Origin of the sequence: Alloacidobacterium dinghuense (genome assembly GCF_014274465.1) — a bacterium.
Taxonomy (GTDB): Bacteria; Acidobacteriota; Terriglobia; order Terriglobales; family Acidobacteriaceae; genus Alloacidobacterium; species Alloacidobacterium dinghuense.
In genome coordinates this window covers 4,479,426-4,503,337 of record NZ_CP060394.1, presented here as the reverse complement: position 1 = coordinate 4,503,337, position 23,912 = coordinate 4,479,426, and the positions used below count along the sequence as shown (strand labels likewise).

Below are 23,912 nucleotides of genomic sequence, written 5' to 3'. Positions count from 1 at the left end.
CTTAGGTGGAGGGAATTTCATGGAAACACGTCTGGATTATCAGAAGGCATTTCCTGAGGGTGTGCAGGGGATGCTGCATCTTGAGGCGATCATTCGGCGTAGTGGTATTGAACCTTCGCTGTACGAGCTTGTTAAGATTCGCGCCTCCCAGTTGAATGGGTGCGCCTACTGCATCGACATGCACACCAAGGACGCACGCGCGAATGGCGAAACCGAGCAGCGCATCTATGCGCTTTCGGCGTGGCGCGAGGGACCATTTTTCACGGAGCGGCAACGTGCGGCGCTGGCATGGACCGAAGCGATTACGAATATTCAGAATGGACACGCGTCTGAAGACGTTTATGCCGAGGCGCGTTTGCAATTCAGCGAAGAAGAGCTGGCAAAGCTGACGTTTGCCATTACCCAGATCAATAGCTGGAACCGCATAGCCATCGCTTTCCGGCCGGAAGTGGGTGGCTACCAGCCGCAGCAGCGTGCCGCTACATCGGCTGCCAAGAGCTAAGCTACTCGGCTTCGCCTTCGGTTTCGATCCAGTCGACAGATTCAGCCCAGGGGAAGGCGCGGAGTTCTTCGGTCAGAGCGTTCATCATTTCGGCGTCGCGTGTCTTTGATTCGACAACCGCCTGCACGATGCTGCGCTCTGCATCGTCCAATTCTTCTGTACTGATTTTGCCGAGCGTGAGAGACCGGGCTTGAACGGCATGCGTGAGATGAATCTCGGCTTCCATCAAATCCTCTTTCGCACAGGTCAAGCGAACACGATACAGCGTATGCGCGTGGAAGGTCGCGAGGGAGCGCTGGTCGATGAAGCGTGCAAGCGGGCGCAACAGCGAGTTGATGGCGATGAGGAGCGCGGTCACGAAGATGGCGTCGAGCATTTCGCCCGAGCCCGCGCAGGCACCTACTGCTGCCGAGCACCAGAGCGTAGCGGCGGTATTCAGCCCGCGAACGCTGCCACCGTCTTTCATGATGGCGCCCGCCCCCAGAAAACCGACGCCCGAAATCACATAGGCAATGACCTGTGTGGACGATGGGGCCACGATGGAGCCGAGGTCGACAAACGCGGCGGCACCCAGACAGACCAGGGTATTCGTTCGCAGACCCGCGGCTCGCTGGCGCCATTGACGTTCAGCGCCAATGACCGCGCCAAGACAAGAGGCCAGCAACAGGCGCGGGAAGGTCGTCTGATGCATCAGCCATACGGAATCTGACCACCACCGATTCGTCATAAGGGTGTATGAGAAGCCCCCTTTCATTCTGCCTGAAATCTGTGAATTACAGGGGCTTAGCCTGAGTCGACTGTACGCGGAACGCATCAAAAGCGTATAGTCAGAGATTGGGTTCGGGTAGCATCCCTCAGGGAGCTGCACTGGAGACAAGAATGAGTGTTACAAATTTCTGTAGCGCGGATGCGCACACTGCCTCGGCGGCTCGCGCCAAGGTAACCTTCCATACACTTCAAGAAAAGAAACAGAGCGGCAGGCCAATCACGGCATTGACCGCTTATGACTACGCCACGGCCAGGCTCGTGGACGAGGCTGGGATCGACCTGATCCTCGTTGGCGATTCGCTGGCGCAGGTTGTGCTTGGCTATGACACGACGCTTCCGGTCACGGTCGATGAAATGCTGCATCACACGCGAGCGGTGCGCCGTGCGGTGAAGCATGCCATTGTTGCCGCAGACATGCCTTACGGTTCCTATCATGTGAAGCTGGATGAGGGCGTTGCAAATGCAGCGCGCTTTATGAAAGAAGGCGGCGCGGAGGCAGTCAAGATTGAAGGCGGCGCAAATCGCGTGCAGCTGGTCGAGCGGCTGACGGACGCAGAGATTCCGGTCATTGGACATCTTGGGCTTACACCGCAGTCGGTTCACCGCATGGGCGGCTATAAGGTGCAGGGAAAAACCACGGCTGCTGCTGATGTGTTGTTGAAGGATGCTCTTGCGCTGGAAGAAGCTGGAGCGGTTGCGATTGTGCTTGAGGGTATGCCGCGCGAGGTTGCGCAACATATCACGCATAGGCTAAATGTTCCCACGATTGGCATTGGAGCAGGCCCTGATTGCGATGGGCAGATTCTCGTCTTTCACGATCTGGTGAATCTGAGCTTTTCCAAACCGGCGAAGTTTGTGCGGCAATATGGCGATGCGGCGAGTCTGTTCCGCACGGCGGTTGATGGCTACCTGCACGATGTTGAGCGGCGCGAGTTTCCCAACGAGAGCGAGAGCTATCACTTGCCGAAAGAGACACGCGCGGCGTTCGAAGCTGCTTCGCCTATCCGTCGCAAAGCATAGTCACGATGCTGATTGCCAAGACAATTGCAGAGGCGCAGTCTGCTTGCGCGCGGCTGCGCGGTGACGGTCGCGTCCTTGGGCTGGTGCCAACGATGGGGGCGCTCCATGAGGGGCATCTGTCGCTGGTGCGGGCGGCAAAAGCCGCATGTGATGCCGTGGCTGTTTCTATTTTCGTGAACCCTACGCAGTTTGGGCCAAACGAAGATTTCTCGAAATATCCGCGCACGTTTGCTGAGGACTGCGCGCTGCTGGAGCGTGAGGGTGTAGATCTGATCTTCGCTCCGACTACGGACGAAATGTATCCCGCAGGCGCGAGCACGTTTGTGCTGGTCGAAGGCGTGAGCGACCGGCTGGATGGAGCTTCGCGACCGGGACACTTTCGCGGTGTCACGACGGTCGTCAGCAAGTTGTTCCACAACATCGGGCCGAACAAGGCTTTCTTTGGACAGAAAGATGCCGCGCAGGTGGCGGTGCTGCGCAAGATGGTGAACGACTTGAATTTTCCGCTGCAGATGGTTGTTTGCCCGATTGTGCGCGAGGCTGATGGCCTGGCGCTGAGTTCGCGTAATCGATATTTATCGGGAGAAGAGCGCCAGCGGGCTTTGGTGCTGCATCGTGCGCTCAGACAAGTGAAAGAAGCTGTTGCTTCCGGTGAAACATCTTCACAGGCCTTGATTCGGATTGCGCGTGGTGTTTTTACTGAAGAGCCTGGTGTGCGCGTGGATTACGTCGCGATTGTGAATCCGGACACGCTTGAAGATGTTACTGAAGTGAGCCATGGTACGTTGGTGGCGGTTGCGGCTTTCGTCGGAACTACCCGGCTTATTGATAATGTTGTGCTGTGACCGTTGAAGGCTGTGTTTCCCACCCTATCGCATACGCGATAGGATGGGGCACCCTTTTCGTCCTTCTGTCTGGAAAATCTTACTCAGGTTTTTTCATTTGCATGGCATTGCCGTGTTCTTCGGCCTTGGGCACGAATTGCGCGGGCATGGTGTTGCCACGATGGCATGTGCCGCAGGTTACCGTTTTGTCTGCCGGCTTGGCGTCCGGATCATCGATCTGCGTCATGTATTTTGAATTGATGTCCTGCACCATGGCGATCATGGTACGGGCGATCTTCTTGTCCGGTTTGGTATCGGCGGCGAAGTTCGGCTGATGCGTCTGCTCATTCACTTCATGACAAAAGGGGCATTGCACACCAAGAGCCTGTGAGTATCCGAACATCATCTTCATCAGGTCTTGCGGGGCAATGTCCTTTGGCAACACTTGCAGGTTTGTGGGCGCGGGCATGGGGCGGCGTGCTTGAGGGGCGGCCGCTGGCGCATCCTGTGCGATCAAGGCGAGGCTGGTGCAGGCGAGAAAGGCTGCGACCAGAGCGCACGTGTTGACTCGTTTCATGCGATGAGGCTCCTTTTTGCTGTTGACGCTGCCGGTACGACAAATGGTGTTGCCAAGTATACGGGCAAGTCGATGAAAAGGTCACCGGCTTCCGGAAACAAATTTATTCTTATCAATAAGAAAGCGGGCGGGTAGATCGGCAGCATGCCGGATGCCGATGCGCGGCGTCACCTGAATCGCTTCGGGGTGGTAGTTGTCGTCCTCGATGCGCAGACAGGATGAAGGGTCCGTCACATCCAGGCCATTGTGAGCGGCGCGGGTGATGTCGAGTGCCTGGCACAGACGACCCGGTCCTGAGGTAAGCAGCTGCGGCTTTGGATTTGGAGCGAGCTTGCGGAGTTTTGCCATCGTCTCCAGGCCTGCGACTGGTTCGAGCGCGCGAATGAGCACACCGCCTGCCTGGCCGTCGGGCTCGCAGGAAACGTTCAGGCAGTAATACATTCCATAGATGAAGTAGACATATGCGATGCCCGGTGGCCCGAAGAGGACAGCGTTGCGCGCGGTGCGTCCGATGTAGGAATGAGCGGCGGGATCTTCCGTGCCGAAGTACGCTTCGACTTCGACGATGCGGCCGATGAGACGCTCGGTTTTCCAATCACGAACAACCATTTTGCCCAGGAGAGCGCGTGCGACAATGTCCGGAGCGCGTTCGTAGAACGAAACCGGGACCACTGAAGCAACTTTGCTGGAAGAGCGCGCCGTCCGAGACATAGGGAGTTGAATCAGAAATCGAGAAAAGGAGCCGTCAAAAACGATGCGTCGCCATTCAGGATTCACGAGTATTGTCACATATGCCATTGCGGCACTGATGTTTGTTGCAACCGTAATTTCTGCCCAGGCCCAACGCATACCGCGGGGCACTACCATTGTGGTACGGAACACGGACGCGCTCAGCTCGGGCACGGCTACGACAGGCCAGCGTTGGTCTGGGACGTTGGTCAACGACCTTGCGGTGAATGGAGAGGTCGTGGCTCCCGCAGGATCGCGCGTGCGAGGCACGGTTTCCGATGCCGAGTCTTCAGGCCGGTTGAGCAAGCCGGGCACATTGGCACTAGAGTTGACTTCCGTGAACGGTATTCCTGTGACCACGGACATGTATGCGGTGGACGGCGAGGGTCACACCAAAAGCAACGTAGCGAAGATTGGCGGCGGAACGGCAGTGGGAGCGCTGCTGGGTGGAATTTTCGGCGGCGGCAAGGGCGCGGCGATCGGCGCGGCTGCGGGTGCGGGTGCAGGAACTGTTGGGGCAGCTGCGACCGGCAAGAAGGAAGCGAAGATCGACGCGGAGACTACGCTTACGTTTAAGGTTCAGTAGACGGGCTCCCAGGTCTCAAAATCGAGACCTGGGGCACCAGCATTTCTACTTTTTCAAAGATTTGATTACTTCCAAAACTTCTTCTGCGTGGCCTTCCGGCTTAACCTTCGGGAAGATTTTGAGCAGCGTCTGATCGGGGCCGATGAGGAAAGTTGTGCGTTCGATTCCCATGACTTTCTTGCCGTACATGTTCTTTTCTTTCAACACGCCAAACTGTTTACAGACTTTTTCGTCTACATCAGCAAGGAGTGGATACGGAAGGTCATACTTTGCCTTGAACTTCGCCTGCGCCTTGGGCGTGTCGCGTGAGATACCGAGCACCACTGCCCCGGTCTTCTGAATTTTCTTGAAGACATCGCGGAAGCCGCAGGCCTCGATGGTGCAACCCGGCGTATCGGCACGGGGATAAAAGAAGAGCACAACCGGCGTTCCGGCGTAATCTGAAAGATGAACGGTATTCTCCTGGTCATCCTGGAGGGTAAAATCAGCAACTTTGTCGTGAACTTCCATGAATGGGTCCTTCCGCAAGCGTAAAGTTATGGGTCAAGTCGATTGTGTCGCAGACCCTGTAGCTATGTCACTGCCTGGCAGATTTCTCCAGTCTAGAATTTCGAGATCCTTTTTCATCTCGTCGATTTTGATCGCGGCGACGTGCGCAGCCGCGCATGCGCAGTATCCCGGCCACATTAAGAAAGATGCGGATACGACACCTACGTTGCGGGCTACGGGTGTTTTTGAGTGGACTGGCGACCTGGATCAACCCAAAGCCGGGCGATTAATTCCGCTGACTGTTTGGGATGGCCAGCAGTATCAGCCTGGAGGGCTGTATCTGGCGCAGCCGGCACCGCTGACAGTTCTTACCGGGACGGTTTATGAACTGGAGCAGGCAGGCACGCCGAAGGGACTTTTCAATGTCAATGGCGCGGAGAACCTGGAGGGTTCGTGGATTGCAGTTGGGTCGGTCAAGCCGGAGGTAATGAAGGTCAAGGCCAAGCCTCCGATGTCGAAACATCCGCCGCAGGTGGTAAAGGACACAAGCAATAGCGAAGCTACAACGGATTCTGACAGGCCTACGCTGCATCGGAAGGACGGCAGTGACAGTGGTTCCGGTTCTGGTTCGAGCAACACTACATCCGGTAATACTCCGACCGGCAATACTGGCGGCAGCAACACCACGGCCAGCAACACAGGATCGGGTAATGGGTCTAGTAATGGCTCGGGCACGCCTTCGAGTGATCCGGACAAGCCTACCTTGCACCGGCGGGATTCGAGTGACAGCAGCTCCGGATCAGGTTCGAGCAGTGATTCGACCAGCACTTCGAATGCGCCAACCGATGAGTCAGACAAGCCTACGCTGCATAGGAAAGATTCGGGTGATAACTCGCAGGATGCTCCTGCTCCCGATCCGGACCGGCCCACTCTCCACAAGCACAGGGACGCCGCCAATGCGGACGGCACTGTAAGCTTCCCTGCTGACCCCGACCGCCCGAAGCTACGTTATGGCCGACCCCAGACGCCGGAGGAAAGCGTCGTGCCCACCAAGCTGGAAGGGCTGCCGATGGATATGAACCAGATGGCCGCTATCTCGGATGTGAAGACGACCGAGCTTCATCCGTATACCTATAGCTGGGCGGATCCAGAGGATGCGGCCAAGATGAAGGCGGCGATGGAAGAGCAGGCGCAGAAAGCAATCGCGGCCGGCTTCACCACACAAACACCTCAGGCAAATGTAACCAAGACAGCTACAAAAACGACGGCAACACGGCGCAAAGCTGCGCCGCCTCCGCAGCTGCCGACACTGGAAGACGAGAAGTTCAATGCCTTCGAGCTTTCCTACAATGGCGGCGCGACACTGGTTTTAACGGCGAAGAGCACAGGCGCCGACGGCGAGGCAAAATACATTACGCTGGTTGCCCAGCCTGATTTTTATGGCACGCCGCATGTCATCTTCAAGCAACTGACGAGCGATAAGGCGCTGGATATCGTTCCACGCATGCGTCTTGTCGACGTTGCGGATACGGATGGGGATGGACGCGCGGAATTGATCTTCGAGCAGCGTGGAAAGACGGGAAGGTCCTTCGGTATCTATCGCCTCTCAAGCGGGCGCGTGCTGGAAGCCTTTAATACAGGCCCATTACCTTAATGGGCCTGTATTTGGATGAGGCTACAGGTTAGGGAGCTTGGTCGTGTCCCAACCGCCGCCGAGCGCCTTGATCAGCAGCACGTTAGCGGCAAACTGGCGGGTGGTGATGTCGGCCTGGGTGCGCTGGTTGGTCAACAACACGGTCTGGGCAGTGAGCACCACCAGATAATCGTCCAGCCCTTGCTTATATCGGACGGTGCTGATTCGCAAGGACCGTTCAGCCGCTGCGACTGCCTCTGCCTGCGTGACCGATTCATCGTTGAGGATACGCAGCGCAGCCAGGTTGTCCTCAACCTCCTGGAAGGCACTCAATACGCTCTGACGGTAGTTGGCGACGGTTACCTCATAGTTGTCGCGTGCCTGTTCGGTGACAGCATGACGACGGCCTGCGTCGAAAATCAACTCCGAAGCAGAAGCGCCCAGAGACCACAAAGCGCTCGGGCCCTGAATCCATGTGCCCGGATTCTTACTCTCGAAGCCTCCCGTTCCGGTGAGGGTAACGTTTGGATAATAGGCTGAGATGGCTACGCCTATCTGCGCGTTGGCAGCATCGGCGCGGCGCTCCATGCCCGCAACATCGGGCCTGCGCTCCAGCAGTTCCGACGGCAAGCCGGGCGGAACCTGCGGAAGCGGCAGATTGAGCGGCGCCTGGGTCAGGCTGAAGGTCGAAGCTGGCTCACCAATTAATGTCGCGATGGCGTGCTCAAACTGCGCACGGGCGACATCTACATCGATGTCCTGTGCCTGGGTGCTTTTCAGTTGCGTCTCCGCTAGCGCCACATCTGAATCCGTGGCCACGCCTCCTTTGAATCGCGTCTTCGTCAGATTCAGAGAGTCGGTGTAAGAGATGACGGTGTTATCGAGTAACTGTTTCTGTAGATCCAGGCCGCGGAGTTCGAAATAATCCTGCGCCAGTTCGGAACGAACGCTCAACTCAACGTTGGCCAGATCGGCTGCGCTGGCTTGTGCAGAGGCACGCGCCGACTCCACGCTACGACGAACCTGCCCCCACAGATCGGGCTCCCAGCTTGCTTGGCCGGCGAGCACGAAATCGTTGTACTGCGAGAGCGATGACGGAATGGAGACCGGGCGGTTCTGCGACAAGTGCTGACGGCTGATTGATGGGCCGGCGCTGAGCGTCGGATAGTAAGCTGCGCGGGCAACTTGAACAGCGGCACGCGCTGCAAAGTATTGCTCGGTTGCAGCCTTCAAAGTCTGGTTGGAGATCGCGATTTTTTCTTCGAGCGCGTTCAGTTGCGGGTCGCTATAAATTTCCCACCACTTGCCACGCAACACCTGATCGCTGGGCTGCGCCTGTTTCCACGATCCATTTGGGATGCTCGGGGGCGGAGCAGTTTCTTTAAAAGCCGGCGCTGAGGGAGCACTTGGCCGCTTGTAGTTGGGGCCAACCGTGCAGCCTGCGATCAGCGCGCATAGCGCAGCAGCACCGATAGCTGGGATACGAAGCGCAATCATGCTTACTCGGCTCCCTTTTGCGGCTGGGTGGGCGGGTTCTGCTGCGGGCGCACGACGTTCACAACTTCACCGTCGATGACTGAATCGGGCGGATTCTGGATCACCTCATCGTCGGGTTGCAATCCCTGCGAGACTTCGACAACTCGGCCGTCATCCCGACCGATCATGATGGGAACCAGTTTCGCCTTGTTGTCGATGACGGTTGCAACCTGCAGCCCTTCAGAACGGAAGATGAGGGCAGGCACAGGAATAATGAGCGTAGGCGATGTGCTGTCTAATTTGAAGTGAACTTGAGCATAGGCGCCGGGGACGAGTTCTCCCTTGCGATTGTCAACATCCACTTCGACCAGCAGCGTGCGCGAGGTAGGATCGATTGCCTTTGACGTGCGCACGGTCTTCCCCTGAAATTTCCGTCCTGGATACTGGTCGAATGTGAGATCCGCGATGACGCCGGGCTTGCAGGCCAGCGAGTATATCTGCGGGACGTTGACATAGACACGAAGCGTTCTCTCGTCAGCCATGTGGAACATCTCTTTGGACGCGCCGGAATTGATCAGTTGCCCAACATCAATGCCGCGGGCCGTAACAATTCCGTCGAATGGGGCGTATATCTTTTCAAACGAGACAAGCTGTTCTAGGCGTTGCATGTTTGCCTGCGCCGACTTGACTTGCGTGCTTGTGGCGGACGCCTGTGTTGTAAAGTTCTCCGTGTCCTGCTGCGACACAGCGTTGGCCTTCACCAGGTCCTGATAACGGGACGAAGTGGTCAGCGCGTATTTCGCGTTGGCTTCCGCCGTAAGCAGATCGGCCCTGGCCTGCGCGAGTTGCTGATCGACTTCGGGACTCTCGATTTCAGCGAGCAACTGGCCTTTGTTCACATGCGCGCCAATGTCGAAATACCACTTCCTGAGATAGCCATCCGTACGGGCGTAGATAGGAGAATCAACATACGCGAAAATGTTGCCGGGAAGGATGACTTCTTCCGACGGCTTGCCTTGTTGTGGCTTGGCTACCAACACATCGGGTGCGGCGAGCGCGTTCGTCTCGTCCTGCAGCTTGGTGCGCGCACGCAGGCGAGGAATGATGCCGGTGACGGCAAGGATTGCGGCAACAACCAAGACAACGATGAGAAAGGTGATGGCGCCTGCGCGAGAAGCCCGAGGCGTCTGATTGCCAGAGCTATGCGGTGCGGGTGTTCGATTCATATTTAGTTCTCCCCTCTTGCGGGCAGAGTGTTTTCAGCGTGCTCGTTCCGCTTGCGGCGTTTCTTTTCCCGTCGTCCGTGCAGAACGCTGAAGAATGTCGGGACGAAGAAGAGCGTTGACACAGTGGCGAGCAACAAGCCGCCGATAACCGCGCGCCCCAGCGGAGCGTTCTGCTCGCCGCCATCGCCAAGTCCCAGAGCCATGGGCACCATGCCGATGATCATCGCCAATGCTGTCATCAAGACGGGGCGGAAGCGAGTGAAACCTGCCACCAGTGCCGCTGCGGGTGCATCGCCTACGTTTTCTTCCAATTGTTCGCGCGCGAAGCTGATTACGAGAATTGAGTTCGATGTGGCGACGCCCATACACATGATCGCGCCAGTGAGCGCCGGGACGCTGATCCGCGTATGGGTGATGAAGAGAAACCAGACGATGCCGCATAGCGCCGCGGGCAGCGCGGAAATGACGATAAAAGGATCAAGCCATGACTGGAAGTTGACCACGATTAACAGATAGACCAGCAGGATCGAGAAGACCAGGCCTCCGATGAGACCGACGAACGAGGTTCGCATGGTCTGCACCTGACCGCGGACGACGATTTGCGACCCGCGCGGCAACTTGGCTTTGGAATCGGCAATGATCTTATCAATCTGTTTCGACACGCTCGCGAGGTCGCTGTTGACCACGTTTCCGTAGATATCAATCACGGGAGCGATGTTGTAGTGAGACACAGTGCCCATTTCAGCCCCGGGCGATACCGAGGCTACGTTACCGAGGATCTGAATTGGCGACCCGCCCATGGGGAGATTCACGGGTGTCGCCAGTGTTCCTGGGCCGTTGCTGGCAGCAGAGGCCGGAGTGGTGGATGCCGCGGTGCTGGTGGTGACCGGGATGTTCCTCAGATCCTGAAGCGTGTCCAGAGTGTATTGCGGCGACTGCACGGCAATGCTGTAGCTCACGCCGGTTTGCGGATTCAGCCAGAAATTCGGCGTCGTCTGGAAGCTTCCGCTTGTCGCGATCAGAAGGCTTTGCGCCACGTCCTTCTGCTGGAGACCGATCTGCTGCGCCTTGGCGCGGTCTACGTCAACCATGAGGTGCGGATTGTCGAAGGGCTGCTGGATGCGCAGGTCCGCAGTGCCGGGAACATACTTCACACGGTTGAGGAGTTGCTCGGCAAAGTCGCGATTCCCCTGAAGGTTCGGTCCAACGATCTGAATGTCAATCGGCGCAGGAAGTCCGAAATTCAGGATCTGTGTCACCATATCGACTGGAAGTTCGTAGAAGATCGTACCGGGAAATCGGTGCGCCAGCGTGCTTCGCAACCTCTGCACATAGGCCTCGGTGGGATGATGACCTTCTGCCAGTGAGACCTGAATGTCCGCGTCGGCGGGCCCAATCGGCGCCGAGTTGCTGTATGTGGTGTTGATACCGCTGTAGGGCAGGCCTATGTTGTCGATGATGGTGACCAGTTCTTTCTTTGGGATCACCTCACGGATGGTGTCGTCTACTTCATCGCACAGTCGCGCAGTTTCCTCAATGCGTGTGCCGGTGCGGGCGCGGAGATGCAATTTGAACTGTCCAGCATCGACCGACGGGAAGAAGTCCTGCCCAAGAAATGGATAAAGCAGGACAGCCGAGCCGATACAGAAAACGAAGAACATTGCCAGAAAGATGGCTGAGTGAGCGATGCACATCTGCAGCAGGCCACGGTAGGCGTTGCGAAATTTTTCGAAATTGTGCTCAAAGCCAAGCTGAAAGCGCACAAGAGGATTGCGGCTCTGATGCTTGCGTTCCATGGCATCGTCGTCGTGCTCCTGCAGTAAGTACTTCGCCATGGTGGGTACAACTGTCCGCGAAAGGAGATACGACGCAAGCATGGCGAAGACGACGGCTTCAGCCAGCGGAACGAACAGGAATTTCGCCACGCCGGTGAGGAAGAACATCGGCACGAAAACAATGCAGATGGAGAGCGTGGAGACGAACGCCGGAATAGCAATCTGCGCCGCACCATCGAGAATCGCCTGCTCGACTGCTTTTCCCAGCTCGATATTGCGGTTGATGTTCTCGATCTCAACGGTGGCGTCATCAACAAGAATACCGACGGCCAGCGCGAGACCGCCGAGCGTCATGATGTTGATCGTCTCGCCCAACGCGCTCAGAACTAGTAGCGACGACAGAATGGATAGCGGAATCGAGACGGCGATGATCAGAGTGCTGCGCCAACTCCCGAGAAAGACAAGAATCATAATTCCCGTGAGACAGGCAGCGATAACGGCTTCCCGCACAACACCGTCAATGGATGCACGGACAAAGATGGACTGGTCCGCAAGCGGCGTAATGCGCAAGGCCGGCGACAGTTGCGCCTTGATGCCGGGAAGCTTTGCCCGGATGCCCTGCACGATGTCGAGCGTTGACGCGTCGCCCGTTTTGATGATGCTCAGGAGCGATGCGCGCTGCCCATCGACGCGCACGATGTTCGTTTGGGGAGGAAAACCGTCTCGTACATGGGCAACGTCGCGAATGTACACGACCGCTCCGTTCACGGCGCGAATCGGCAGGTCGTTCAGCTCCGCTACTTTTCCGGGAGCGCTGTTGGTCTCGATCTGATATTCGAACTGGGAAACCTTCGCAGTGCCCGAGGGAAGGATCAGGTTTTGTGTAGAAATTGTATTGACAACATCTGCCGGGGAAAGACCTTTCGACTGCAGAGCCTGCAGGTTGAGATCAACCTGAACCTGCCGCTGTTTTCCGCCGTAAGGATACGGAATGCCGGCGCCATCGACCGTCACCAGCTGGGTACGGATGAAGTTCAATCCATAGTCGTTCAGCTGGGCTTCCGATAAGCCTTCGCCTGAAAGACCAAGCTGGATAATCGGAACGCTCGATGCGCTGTACTGAATGATCAGGGGCGGTGTGGTTCCTTGCGGCAGCTGCCGCAGTTGTGTTTGTCCAATAGCAGCTACCTGCGCGACCGCCATCGCGATATTCACTTTTGGCTGAAAGAAGATCTTAATTACACCGATGCCGTTCAGCGATTGCGATTCAATGTGCTCAATGTCATTGACGGTTGTGGTCAGGGTGCGCTCGCTCTGGAAAACGATGCGCTGTGACATCTGCTCCGGAGAGAGTCCGGTGTAATTCCAAACCATCGCCACTACCGGGATATCGATGTTCGGAAAAATATCCGTGGGCGTCCGCATGATCGAGATCGGGCCAAGGATCAGCAACAGCAGAGCAAATACAGCAAATGTATAAGGCCTGCGCAGTGCGAGGCGGACTATCCACATATTTCGTCAATCTCTCCTGCGGCCTGCATCGATACCTGCGCACGGCCGGAAAGGGTGGGTTTACCTGCGGAACCAATCTCTAGCGTTTACCTGCCCAGTCCACGCACAAAAGAACCAGCAATCGCGTCCTGGTCGACACGGGCGGGGAACGGTATAGCCGCAAAAAGTAATAAACGAAACCGGGTCTTGCCAGAGGGATTCGCCGAATGAACGCTCTATTTCAGTCACTGCTTGCCTGGTCGGGACCCAATTAGGTCAGACCTGCAAGCACTTCTATTTTACGGTAGACGACTCGACGGATAAAAAAGCCGAAAGTCGCAAACTGAATCTATCCATAGATATGGATGTCATTGGATCCGGCTTCGATTCAGAAACAAAACACGAGTGGTCAGTCCACCGGGACCGCCCGGCGTCTGCAATCGGCCTACCAATAGGAGCCACCAGGAATTGGCATCGGATTCGCGAGCCCACGACAAACCTAAGGCTGTCGCCTGATTGAACGGCACGTATAGATCGATACCAACAATCTCCTCCTCGTGCCAACCCAAGACCCGGAACTCACCGACTTCCTCAACACCCACTCGCCTTCGCTTGAACTAGCACGTTACTCACTACGAGACTGCGTTTAGGCTTTGGCTGATCGGCTACTCAGATGCTTCCCGTTTGTCTCTTCCGCTGCAGAATCAAAGGATGGAACGACACTCAAACTGTTAGGCCTGTCGCGTACCGCTTCTGAAACTCATTCATCTCCTCCCGATTCACCATCTTTTCTTCCCCACTTCGGCTAGCGGCAAATACACTTCGAATTCAGACAAACAGGAGGAACCCATGCCTCTGCACAACACTGAAGAGCTCAAAGCTGCCCCCACCAGTCAAGTCGAGTCCGATCTCCTGAACGACAAGACTGAGACCTACGAGTTCCCCAAGGATAAGCAGGACCCGCAGACCGTCTACCAGACCATCCACGATCAGCTCATCCTCGACGGCAACTCCCAGCAAAATCTCGCCACCTTCTGCACCACCTGGATCGAACCCGAGGTTAAGCAGATCATGGACGAGTCCGCCGACAAGAACATGATCGACAAGGATGAATACCCGCAGACCGCGGCCATCGAAGAGCGCTGCGTTCACATGCTCGCCGATCTCTGGAACTCCCCGGAAGCGGGCAGCACGATCGGCTGCTCGACCACTGGCTCCAGCGAAGCAGCCATGCTTGGCGGCCTGGCCCTCAAGTGGAACTGGCGCAAACGCCAGCGCGCCCAAGGCAAATCCACCGATACTCCAAACCTCATCATGGGCCCGGTCCAGGTCTGCTGGCACAAGTTCTGCCGCTATTTCGACGTCGAAATCCGCGAAGTCCCCATGGAAGGCGAGCGCCTCCTGCTCACCCCGGAAGAAGTCCGCAAGCGCTGCGACGAAAACACCATCGGCGTCATCGTCACTCTCGGCGTCACGTTCACTCTTCAGTTCGAGCCGGTCCATGAGATCAGCCTTGCCCTCGACCAGTTGCACGCCGACACTGGGCTCGACATTCCCATCCACGTCGATGGAGCCAGCGGCGCCTTCCTCGCACCCTTCATCCAGCCGGACCTTCTCTGGGACTTCCGCCTGCTCCGCGTAAAATCCATCAATGCTTCCGGCCATAAATTTGGCCTTGCCCCGCTGGGCGTCGGCTGGGCGCTCTGGAGGGAGAAACACGACCTTCCCGAAGAACTGATCTTTGACGTCAACTACCTCGGCGGCAACATGCCCACCTTCGCGCTCAACTTCTCGCGGCCGGGCGGTGAAATCATATGCCAGTACTACAACTTCCTGCGACTCGGCAAAGAGGGCTACCGTGACATCCAAACCGAGTGTTATGCTCTGGGCCGCGTTCTCGCAGAAAAGATCGCCGAGTTCGGACCCTTCAAAATCATTTACGACGGCGACGGCGGAATCCCTGGCCTCTGCTGGGAACTGAAAGACCCCGCATCGTCAAGCTTTACCCTTTACGATTTCGCCGATCGATTGCGCGAGCGCGGCTGGCTCGTTCCTGCCTATTCCATGCCACCTAACCGCGAAGATCTTGTCATCCAGCGCATCCTCATCCGCCACGGCTTCACGCGGAAAATGGCCTACGACCTACTCAACGAAATGCAAAGTGTGCTGAACCACTTCGCCCAACACCCACCAGAAAAATCATTGGCCCTTACTCCTGTCGGAGCAGAATCAAGCTCATACGATCATTCCGGCCGATAGCATCCACTCCGATGACTCACCATTGCAAATGACGCTGTATCGTGGCGAACCCCAGCAAGAGTTTGAGATGACCTGCCGACATGTCCAAGCGCATCATCGCGGTATGCGAGCGGGCGCTTCCAACCACCGTGAATAACATTCAGTACACGGAATCGCAGTCGTACAGCGGCGTGGGAGTTATCAAGACCCATTTTCAACCGGGTGTGAGGCACGGCGAAGATGGGCGACCGGGAGTACCTGGTTGGAACCAACAGCAGCGCGGAGACCATCGCAGAGTTGAACGCTCTGCCGATTCGTACGGTGAATGGCGCGGTGGTTCTGAAGGATGTCGCATGGCCGATCGTGGAAGTGCAGACCGTGCACATCGCAAGCTCGGAGCAGGTATTGACCTTGCCGGGCACTGTGATCCCACTCCGGAGCGCGCACATTTATGCGCGGGTCTCCGGGTATCTGAAGGGCCCGGTTTGTGGACCTGGGGGATACGGTACACAGGGGTCAGTTGCTGGCGATCATCTCGGCTCCAGACCTGGACGCCTCGGTAGCACAGCAGACCGCAGCCCGCGGCATCCGGAAGCAGGGCGCCGAAAACCCCATTTTCACCTCATTGAGAAAGTACGCGAGAGTAAGTTCAAGGGTTTTTGAGTATGGGATTTTCCACTTAGGTTATTGATTTTACTGAAATCGACCAGCCTGCGAAATCAGTATTCGCAGGGTTCAATTCCTGCCTGGTGCTCCAAAGCTCACCTTTCCAGATTCCCTCCCGCTTGCGCGCAATTCTTCGTTAAGTCCTGCGTCGGCTGCGGCGTCCGACTTCTATCCGTGTCGTGATCCGGAACACAATCTGAACCGCGCACAGATTCCCTGCGTAGAAAGCGCTGGGAGCCGGATACTATGGTGGCCAGAGAATGAAGATCAACAAAGTTTCTCCCAATTTGCTGCGCTTTTTCCTGGGGCTTTATGTATTGGCCAGTGTTGGCTACTGGTTATCAACGACTCTCGACCACTGGACTGCTGTCTTTCATCCGGAGCGCCATGTCCAGGCGCCATTTGTTTACGACAATGACACTTGCGTGATTGGCTCCCTACAGCCGGAGGCCAGAGCCGCCAAAGTTCCAGAAGGAGCCCACCTTGATTCCCTGAACGGCGTTCCATACTCAGCCCGGGTGTGGGATGAAATCCTGAATACTGCGCATCCCGACGACATGATGGATGTCGGATTCACCCGCAAAGATGGAAGTACGGGAACGGCGACGATCACGTTTGTTCCGCAGAAGCCGCTCATTGCAGGCATTCCTTATCTCGTTCTCTCGTTGCAGGAGATTATTCTCGCCGGTGTTGCCCTGGGCTGTCTCTTGATGGGCTTCTGGGTAGTGATCGCCAAGCCGACAGACGGCAACGCATGGCTATTGCTGATCTTGCTGAACTTCCCCACCGTGCTTTTTTCCTTGCACCACGGCTTTGCCACGGGGCTTGGCGCACTTTTTCTGGAATTCTGGTTTCAGACAATGCAGTTCGCTGCCTCCCCGGCGCTGCTGCTCTTTGGCATTTATTTCCCTGAGCGGTCCCGCTGGAATGTCAGGTTTCCGTGGGCAAAATGGGTAATCTTGATTCCTTTGCTGCTATGTGCCGTCATTTTCGGGCCGATCATCTATGGCTCGCATTACGGCGCAGGAAATGGCCCGATGCTGGTCCGCGCGGGCCACTGGGCGGAGCAGACGACGAACTTCCTCAACCTTGTCTGCCTGGTGCTCTCCCTGGCGCTGACCCTCGACAAGCTGCGCTCAGCCTCTACTGAAGATGCGCGGCGAAGGCTGCGTGTTCTGACAACCGGCATGAGCATCGGACTCTCCGCGCTCCTGCTGGTCTTCATTGTGTTGCCGCATTTTGGCATCACTCCCGCTCAAAAGGGTCGCTTATGGATTGGTTATGCCGGAATCACAGCATTCCTGTTTGCGCCTTTTTCACTCGTCTACGTGGTGTTGGTGCAGCGTGCCATGGACGTGCGCATCCTGCTTCGGATGGGCGCGCGCTACGCCCTGGCCAAGGCGACTCTATGGGTAGTTCAAATTGCCTTGCTCACGGTGGTTGCGGTCGAACTCATCCTGCCTATCTTTGGCAAGAAACAGCCGCAGCTCGCGGACCTGCTGGGCCCGCTCATCTTCTTCGCGCTCGTCATGATTTTGCGGATGGGCGTGCACAAGCGCATCCAGCAATGGCTGGATCGGAGGTTCTTCCGCGAGGCGTACGATGCCGAGCGCGTCCTCAATGAACTCGCTGAGGAGGTGCGGCGCTACACCGAGACGGAACCGCTGCTCGAAACTGTGGCCCGCTGCGTCGCAGAGACTTTGCACGTCGACCAGATCGCCATGCTGTTGCGGCGCGGAGAATATTTCGTACTGCAGCAATCGATCGGCATTGCCGCAGGCAGAACTCTGACGCTTCCGCTGCAGTCCTCTGCCGTGCGTTATTTGACAAATTCGAACGAGCCCGCGCGTCTGTACCGCGAAGACCCCGACGCATGGTACTTGATGGCAGGTACCGCCGAGCGATACGCGCTCGACAAAATGAATTCCGAGCTGCTGCTCCCTCTGCCGGGCAGGAATCGCATGATGGGCGTCATGGCGCTCGGCCCGAAGCGATCGGAAGCGGCGTATTCTTCGGCGGACCTGAAGCTGCTTCAGGCGCTCGCATCGCAGACCGGTCTTGCGCTTGAGGTGAGCGAGCTGGCTCGCTCTCTGGCCTCAGAGGCAGCGCAACGGGAACGCATCAATCGCGAAATGGAAATCGCGCGCGAGGTGCAGGAACGGCTCTTCCCGCAGGAAATGCCCGAACTGCCGGGAGCAAAAATCGCGGGCTACTGCCGTCCCGCGCTTGGCGTTGGCGGAGACTACTATGATGTGATCGATATTGGTGACGGCCGCGTGGGCTTGGCGGTCGGTGATGTGTCCGGTAAAGGCATCTCCGCGGCATTGTTGATGGCCAGTCTGCGAGCGTCGCTCCGCGGCGTAACTCTCGATAGTCCCCGCGATTTCGCCAAGCTGATGCACAAAGTCAATCGACTGGTTTACGAAGCCTCGGCCTCCAACCGGTACGCGACATTCTTCTTCGCCTCCTACGACCCGGCAACACGCAAACTCGAATGCGTCAACGCGGGCCACAATCCGCCCGTGCTCCTCCGAAATGGCGAGACCATCCGTCTTGAAGCCGACGGTCCGGTGGTCGGCCTGCTCCCTTTCGCCCCCTATACCGAGCAAACGCTGACTCTTGAGCCAGGTGACCTGCTCATCCTGTACACCGATGGCATCAGCGAAGCGATGACGAAAGAAGATGAGGAGTGGGGTGACGAGCGCATGATCGAAGCCGCGCGCCGCTCTCTGCATAAGCCCGCCAATGACGTGCTCGACGATCTCTTTGCCGCCGCCGACGTCTTCACCGCCGGGGCGCCGCAACATGACGACATGACGCTGCTGATCTTGAAGCTGGAGCCGTAGAATCGTAACGATGCATAAGAAATGGTTAGTCTGGTCAGTTGGGCTGTTGCTGCTTTCAGGCACCGCTCTCAACCTGCCTGCGCAGGACAATGAGCCGGTCATTCCTCAGGTTGCGCCGCGCGCAGCCGATACCCTCGTTATGCTGCCGGATGGCTCCACAGTCCACGTCGAATTGGCAAAGACGGAAGCCGAGCGCAACTACGGGTTAATGGGCCGCACGAGTCTCCCGCAAGGTCGCGGCATGCTTTTTATCCACGAGCATCCTGGCCAGTACGGCTACTGGATGTATCACTGCAAGATCGGCCTCGACATCATCTGGATGGATGAAAGTCATCGCATCGTGGAGATGTCGCCGAACACCCCACCCTGCAAGGGCAAGTCCAGCACATGCCCTTCCTACGGAGGGCACGCCACCGCCACTTATGTGCTTGAATTGCCCGTCGGCTCGATCAAGGCGCATGGCCTCGAAACGGGACAAACGGTCAACTTCAATCTGAACTGAATCAGTTACTTCCCAGCATTGGCTGCCAGTTCAACCGCCGCATCGTAGGTTCGTTTTTCTGGCGGCAAAGGAACGAGCTTGTACAGGATCAGCACGTTGCGGTCTTCGTCGTCGAAGGCATGATAGCGAGCCACCCGCTGCAAGGAATACTGCGTCTTCAGGTCTTCGAGCGTGCCCGGATCGATTTCGTTCCAGGCTGCGTACCAGCCGGGCTGATAGGCGTGAATGCGATACGGCAGATCATACGTGCCGAAGTCATCACATATCGAAGGCAGATGCGTGATGAGCGTGATGTTGGCTCCACTGATCGAAAGCAGCAGACGGTTGCCATTCGGATGCTGATCGATGTACCGGGTCAGGCGCCTGGCCGCGATGACGAAGCCGTGATCGGTATGGCGCATGAAGTGTGCGATCAGCCGAAGGTTGAAGCCGATGCTGACGACGATAACTGCCAGAGCAGCCACGCCCATCCATCTACGCTTCTCGAGCAACGCCGCCGTTCCAGTACACACGACGATGATCAGCGGAAAGGCGACGATCTGGTAGTAGCGCGGCTGCATGTTGTTATGCCAGCCGGTGAAGAAGATGTATCCGGCTGCAGCCAACAGCGACGCCACAATCAGAGGATTCCTCCACAGCCCGCGCAGCCAGAAAAATGAAAGCGCAAGCAAAACAACCGCCAGCAGGCAGAGAATGGTGTCAATCCACAACGCGCCATGAAGCGCGTACCAGAAGGTCGCAATCCAGCCGCCGAGCGTTGTCGGCTGCTCCCACTTATTTGCGTCAAATAGATAGTGATAATCGGCAAGGAAGCGCGGGCGGACAACGACGAAATAATAGACACCCCAGGGAACAAGGCCAGCGAAGGCCATGATCGCCGCGTCTTTGACAAAATCCTTCACCCGATACTGCGCTGCGTGCAAGATCAGGTAAACCGTGGCCGGAATCACGAAAATCGCCGTCGTCTTGGTAAGAATCTGCAGGCAGACCAGAAAACCGATGGCGACCAGCAGCACGTAGCGTTGTCCTTTCGACGACGCTCGCGAGAGCCGCAAGGCCAGCAGCCATGAGAGCAGCATCCAGAAAACAAGCAACGGCTCAAGGATCGCGAGGCGGCCAAAAGCATAGAGAAAGGCGCTTGCCGCGGCAATGGTCACGCCGAGCAGGGCAACAGGCTGCTTTTGCTGCGTGCGAATCAGCGCATAGGTCAGCAACAGGTTTCCCGCAAACACAGCCAGCACCAGAAGGCGCGCAGCGGCCAGGCTAACGCCTGTAAAGCGAAAGACCATACCTTCGAGCAGTGGCCAGACAGGCAAAGCGGCCGCCGGGTTGAAATCGCCCGGAACACGCCAGGAGCCGTTCAGAAAATGGCGCGCGGCAGCGCTGCCATACCATCCCTCGTCGGTGTACTTGGAGTAGTCCATCCAAGGCGAGAAGTTGGGGAAGTCGGCGCGCAAATGAAGAAGGTGAATGCCATAGAGCACGCAAATGCCGGCAATCCAGGCAAAGGTCAAGATGCGGGTCCGCTTCACCGTCCAATTCACCAAAGTTGGGGAGACACTCCTATGCCAACCCATAGCGGTCAGACTTAGTTGCGACGGGCGCACGGCTGCACTTTCTGTCAAGCAATTCTTATCTCCCGTTATATATGAGGCTTAAATCAAAGACATAGTCCTTTGATTGTCCTTCAGAAGGAGAGGATATTTGCCCTTGGCGCGCTCTTCAACGCCCAAAAAGCGCCTTCAAGCTGGCAGGGCAATTCCTGGACCGCGGAGGGGAACCGAATCTTATGTTCTTTCGTATTCTCTTGCATGAGCGCAGCCGGCACCATAACGTGGAATGGATGGGGCGTGGCCAGGACGGTATCGCGGGGCATGGATAAGCGCCCGCAATCTCCTGATCCATGGCTGCGGCCTCAGGATGCCGGGGTCGGCAGCGGGGCGCGCCGGTCAGCAGACAGACCAGGGGAAAGGCATTTGGACGCAGACTGGCAACTGATTGTCACGCGCTGTCTCGACGGCGACTCAACAGCATGGACAGAGCTGGTCAAAGCTCACCATCGGCGTGTTTACGGGCTCTGCTACCGTTTTACCGGTTCGCCGCACGACGCCGAAGATCTGGCTCAGGAAGTTTTTCTCAAAATCTACGGCAACCTGGCGACATTCGATGTCGCTAAAGGCAGCTTTCAGACCTGGATCACAACCCTCACCCGGAACCTTTTAGTCGATCACTTCCGCCGCTCCAAGCAGCAGCGTGTGACCGACTCGATGGATGCCGGATGGGACGAAAGCGAAGAGCGAAAGATTGCGGACCGGCTCTCCGATCCGCGACCCACGCCGCACGAGCATGCGGCACAAAAAGAACTGCAAAAGATGGTGCAGGCGGCATTGACCAAAGTGTCGCCGGAGCTCCGCGAAGCAGTGATTCTGCGCGACTTGCAAGACATGGACTACAAGGAGATCGCGCAGGTTTTACGTATTCCTGAAGGGACTGTAAAGTCGCGCATCAGCCGCGGTCGGGCGGAACTGGCGAGGCTTCTGCAGCGTAATGGAAGGCAGGTGGTTTAGATGTCAGAGCGCAACCCATTTCAACAGAATCAGACGGGCCCTCTGCAGTGCGAAGAGTGGGAAGCCCTGCTGGTGGATGCTCTCGATGGAACGCTGAAAGCTGAGGACAAAGCCGTTTTCACCTCCCACGGAAGCGAATGCCCCATGTGCGCCGAGATGCTGGCGCAGGCAAAGCAGGGGCAGGAGTGGATGACCTATCTGCATGAGGAGCCGTCGGTTCCTGGGGATCTGGTTTCGAAGATTCTTGGCCGCACCAGCGGAGCCTCGTTGCCGCAGCTGGCCGTAGCTGGCCCGGCCCAGCCAGTCGCTGTGCCGGTGGCACATTTCACCACGCGGCGCACCTTCCGCGATGCGCGCATGCTGATGACCGCCGCCATGGCTTTCTTTTCGCTCGCCCTTTCGCTGAGTCTCTTCGGCGTCCGCCTGGATACGCTGCGCCTGGCCGACCTGAAGCCTTCGGCATTGCAGACGACGATCGCCCGGCAGTTCTACGGCGCGAAGAAGCAGATGGTGAGCTACTACGAGAACATTCGGCTGGTGTATGAAGTCGAATCTAAGATGCGCGAGCTGCGCCGCGATTCCGAGACAGACCAGAACACGCAGCCGCGCAAGGACGAAAAGCAACCGGGCAATCCGCCGGGCGATGGTCACAAGACAGGCGGCAAGCTCACAACTCCTAATCACCCTGGAATGCCGGGGCCAGTCGTTGCGGGCCCGCCAGTGCTGGCCGACCTGGACCAGACGGAGACAGAGAAAGCGCAGAATCTGCGTAAAGAAGAAGTTGTAGAGGTAAATGAATTGGTCGTGAAAAGAACAGCAGACCAAGCAGAAAGGAGCTTGGCATGAACTGCGCGAATCATCCTGATCTTCCGGTTGCGGCATACTGCCAAAATTGCGGCAAGCCGCTTTGCACTCAATGCGTGCGCTCGATTTCGGGCGTAATTTATTGCGAACCCTGCCTGGCAGCAAAGCTCGGCGTTTCCGGAGCGACGCCCACCGCGGCGCCCGGCGCTCCGATCCCGGTAGAATCCGACGGACCGAATCCGGCCCTGGCTTTTGTTCTCGGCTTCATACCGGGCGTCGGCGCCATGTTCAACGGTCAGTTCATCAAGGCGCTGATTCACGTCCTGGTTTTCGTTGTGCTGATCGGTATTACCAACGAACACCCGTTGTTCGGCATTTTCATCGCAGCCTGGGTTTTCTATCAAGTCTTCGACGCCTACCAGACTGCGCAGGCACGCCGTAACGGATTGCCCTTGCCTGATCCATTTGGACTGAACGAACTGGGTCAGCGGCTTGTTCCCAACCGTTCCTATGCCGCACCGCCCATGGGAGCGGTTCCGCCCCAAGGTCAATATCAGGCGCCACCCGTACCGCCGCCCTCAGGATATGGAGAACCCTATACGCCTGTGGATCCCTATGCGGCCGTGCCGCCGGTGCCGCCCATTCCACCGATTCCGCCCATGCTTCCTGACCTCCCGGGACGGCGGCCTGAGCCGGTAGGCGCGATCGTGCTCATCATCGTCGGCATGCTCTTTCTCTTCAGCACACTGCATATATTCCGCTTTGACTGGATCGGGCGCGGCTGGCCCGTCCTGGTGATCGTCATAGGCGTCTGGCTGCTCGTACGCAGAACTCGCGAAGTGCCGCCGCCCCCTGCACCGCCGAGTGGAGGTGCTCAATGAATCAGTACATTTTTCTCCAGCGCATTACCGGTCCAGCCATGTTGCTCACTTTCGGCATATGCGCACTGATGGACCAGTGGGGCGTCCTCAATTTCGGACGCAGCTGGCCTTTGTATCTGATCGTCTTGGGTGTAATAAAGCTCGCTCAGCGCGCCGCTCTGGCAACTGCCGAGCCGCCTCAATATCAGCCGGGATACGCCGGTTATCCACCGGCTGCCGGCCCAACACCAGCGCCCGCGACAGGATCAACGGCACTCGTTCCAACCGACACCGGCATTACGCCGACCAACGACTCCGGGGACAGGAGGTAAG

At 57.4% G+C, this 23,912-nt stretch carries 21 protein-coding genes; 13 read left to right on the top strand and 8 right to left on the bottom strand.

Going from position 1 to position 23,912, the window contains the following annotated elements:
- The first annotated feature begins 19 nt into the window (after positions 1 to 19).
- Positions 20 to 502 carry a carboxymuconolactone decarboxylase family protein gene (locus tag H7849_RS18610; protein ID WP_186741468.1) on the top strand — a complete coding sequence of 161 codons (483 nt, stop codon included), beginning with the start codon at positions 20 to 22 and terminating at the stop codon, positions 500 to 502.
- Position 503: 1 nt separating this feature from the next.
- Here the strand turns inward: H7849_RS18610 and H7849_RS18605 are convergent, their stop codons facing one another.
- Positions 504 to 1,193, bottom strand: a complete 690-nt coding sequence (locus H7849_RS18605; RefSeq protein WP_186741466.1) for an MgtC/SapB family protein — start codon at positions 1,191 to 1,193, stop codon at positions 504 to 506.
- 188 nt (positions 1,194 to 1,381) lie between these two features.
- On the opposite strand from H7849_RS18605, the gene panB reads away from it, so the two are divergent.
- Together panB and panC are read left to right on the top strand one after the other, a co-directional pair.
- Positions 1,382 to 2,290 carry a 3-methyl-2-oxobutanoate hydroxymethyltransferase gene (gene panB / locus H7849_RS18600; RefSeq protein ID WP_186741464.1) on the top strand — a complete coding sequence of 303 codons (909 nt, stop codon included), beginning with the start codon at positions 1,382 to 1,384 and terminating at the stop codon, positions 2,288 to 2,290.
- 5 nt (positions 2,291 to 2,295) lie between these two features.
- On the top strand, positions 2,296 to 3,135 hold the full coding sequence (panC, locus tag H7849_RS18595) for a pantoate--beta-alanine ligase (protein WP_186741462.1): 840 nt from the start codon (positions 2,296 to 2,298) through the stop codon (positions 3,133 to 3,135).
- A 79-nt stretch (positions 3,136 to 3,214) separates the two neighbouring features.
- On the opposite strand, the gene H7849_RS18590 is transcribed toward panC, so the two are convergent.
- Complete coding sequence (locus H7849_RS18590) at positions 3,215 to 3,691, bottom strand: c-type cytochrome (protein ID WP_186741461.1); 477 nt, start codon at positions 3,689 to 3,691, stop codon at positions 3,215 to 3,217.
- A gap of 81 nt (positions 3,692 to 3,772) precedes the next feature.
- Complete coding sequence (locus H7849_RS18585) at positions 3,773 to 4,402, bottom strand: DNA-3-methyladenine glycosylase (protein WP_186741459.1); 630 nt, start codon at positions 4,400 to 4,402, stop codon at positions 3,773 to 3,775.
- 43 nt (positions 4,403 to 4,445) lie between these two features.
- Here H7849_RS18585 and H7849_RS18580 point away from each other — a divergent pair, with 43 nt between their 5' ends.
- The gene (locus tag H7849_RS18580) at positions 4,446 to 5,006 is read left to right on the top strand and encodes a hypothetical protein (RefSeq protein WP_186741457.1); all 561 of its coding nucleotides are present in this window, start codon (positions 4,446 to 4,448) and stop codon (positions 5,004 to 5,006) included.
- Between the two features lie 45 nt (positions 5,007 to 5,051).
- On the opposite strand, the gene bcp is transcribed toward H7849_RS18580, so the two are convergent.
- Positions 5,052 to 5,516, bottom strand: coding sequence for a thioredoxin-dependent thiol peroxidase (gene bcp / locus H7849_RS18575; RefSeq protein WP_186741455.1), 465 nt, complete (start codon positions 5,514 to 5,516; stop codon positions 5,052 to 5,054).
- A 127-nt stretch (positions 5,517 to 5,643) separates the two neighbouring features.
- Here bcp and H7849_RS18570 point away from each other — a divergent pair, with 127 nt between their 5' ends.
- Entirely contained in the window at positions 5,644 to 7,149 is a 1,506-nt protein-coding gene (locus H7849_RS18570; protein WP_186741454.1) for a hypothetical protein, read from the top strand.
- 21 nt (positions 7,150 to 7,170) lie between these two features.
- Here the strand turns inward: H7849_RS18570 and H7849_RS18565 are convergent, their stop codons facing one another.
- The 3 genes from H7849_RS18565 to H7849_RS18555 are packed head-to-tail and all read right to left on the bottom strand — an operon-like array spanning position 7,171 to position 13,117.
- The gene (locus H7849_RS18565) at positions 7,171 to 8,625 is read right to left on the bottom strand and encodes an efflux transporter outer membrane subunit (protein WP_186741452.1); all 1,455 of its coding nucleotides are present in this window, start codon (positions 8,623 to 8,625) and stop codon (positions 7,171 to 7,173) included.
- Between the two features lie 2 nt (positions 8,626 to 8,627).
- The gene (locus H7849_RS18560; protein ID WP_186741450.1) at positions 8,628 to 9,830 is read right to left on the bottom strand and encodes an efflux RND transporter periplasmic adaptor subunit; all 1,203 of its coding nucleotides are present in this window, start codon (positions 9,828 to 9,830) and stop codon (positions 8,628 to 8,630) included.
- Positions 9,831 to 9,832: 2 nt separating this feature from the next.
- Entirely contained in the window at positions 9,833 to 13,117 is a 3,285-nt protein-coding gene (locus tag H7849_RS18555; RefSeq protein WP_186741448.1) for an efflux RND transporter permease subunit, read from the bottom strand.
- A gap of 828 nt (positions 13,118 to 13,945) precedes the next feature.
- Between H7849_RS18555 and gad the strand changes: the two genes are divergently transcribed.
- From gad to H7849_RS18535, 4 genes are all read left to right on the top strand, one after another.
- A complete protein-coding gene (gene gad / locus H7849_RS18550) occupies positions 13,946 to 15,355 on the top strand; it encodes a glutamate decarboxylase (RefSeq protein WP_186741446.1) in 1,410 nt (469 codons plus the stop codon).
- 219 nt (positions 15,356 to 15,574) lie between these two features.
- Positions 15,575 to 15,997, top strand: coding sequence for an efflux RND transporter permease subunit (locus H7849_RS18545; protein ID WP_186741445.1), 423 nt, complete (start codon positions 15,575 to 15,577; stop codon positions 15,995 to 15,997).
- A gap of 263 nt (positions 15,998 to 16,260) precedes the next feature.
- Complete coding sequence (locus H7849_RS18540; RefSeq protein WP_186741443.1) at positions 16,261 to 18,846, top strand: SpoIIE family protein phosphatase; 2,586 nt, start codon at positions 16,261 to 16,263, stop codon at positions 18,844 to 18,846.
- Positions 18,847 to 18,856: 10 nt separating this feature from the next.
- Positions 18,857 to 19,348: a DUF192 domain-containing protein gene (locus tag H7849_RS18535; protein WP_186741441.1), complete on the top strand. Its 492-nt coding sequence runs from the start codon at positions 18,857 to 18,859 to the stop codon at positions 19,346 to 19,348.
- Between the two features lie 5 nt (positions 19,349 to 19,353).
- On the opposite strand, the gene H7849_RS18530 is transcribed toward H7849_RS18535, so the two are convergent.
- On the bottom strand, positions 19,354 to 20,880 hold the full coding sequence (locus tag H7849_RS18530) for an ArnT family glycosyltransferase (RefSeq protein WP_186741439.1): 1,527 nt from the start codon (positions 20,878 to 20,880) through the stop codon (positions 19,354 to 19,356).
- A gap of 279 nt (positions 20,881 to 21,159) precedes the next feature.
- Between H7849_RS18530 and H7849_RS18525 the strand changes: the two genes are divergently transcribed.
- The 4 genes from H7849_RS18525 to H7849_RS18510 are packed head-to-tail and all read left to right on the top strand — an operon-like array spanning position 21,160 to position 23,911.
- Positions 21,160 to 21,915, top strand: coding sequence for an RNA polymerase sigma factor (locus H7849_RS18525; protein ID WP_251106349.1), 756 nt, complete (start codon positions 21,160 to 21,162; stop codon positions 21,913 to 21,915).
- Positions 21,916 to 22,761 (top strand): anti-sigma factor family protein, encoded by an 846-nt coding sequence (locus tag H7849_RS18520; RefSeq protein ID WP_186741437.1) that lies wholly within the window; start codon positions 21,916 to 21,918, stop codon positions 22,759 to 22,761.
- Complete coding sequence (locus tag H7849_RS18515) at positions 22,758 to 23,600, top strand: B-box zinc finger protein (protein ID WP_186741435.1); 843 nt, start codon at positions 22,758 to 22,760, stop codon at positions 23,598 to 23,600. The genes H7849_RS18520 and H7849_RS18515 overlap by 4 nt, the downstream gene beginning before the upstream one ends.
- A complete protein-coding gene (locus tag H7849_RS18510) occupies positions 23,597 to 23,911 on the top strand; it encodes a LiaI-LiaF-like domain-containing protein (RefSeq protein WP_186741433.1) in 315 nt (104 codons plus the stop codon). Before H7849_RS18515 ends, H7849_RS18510 begins: the two co-directional genes overlap by 4 nt.
- The last annotated feature ends 1 nt before the right edge of the window (position 23,912 follow it).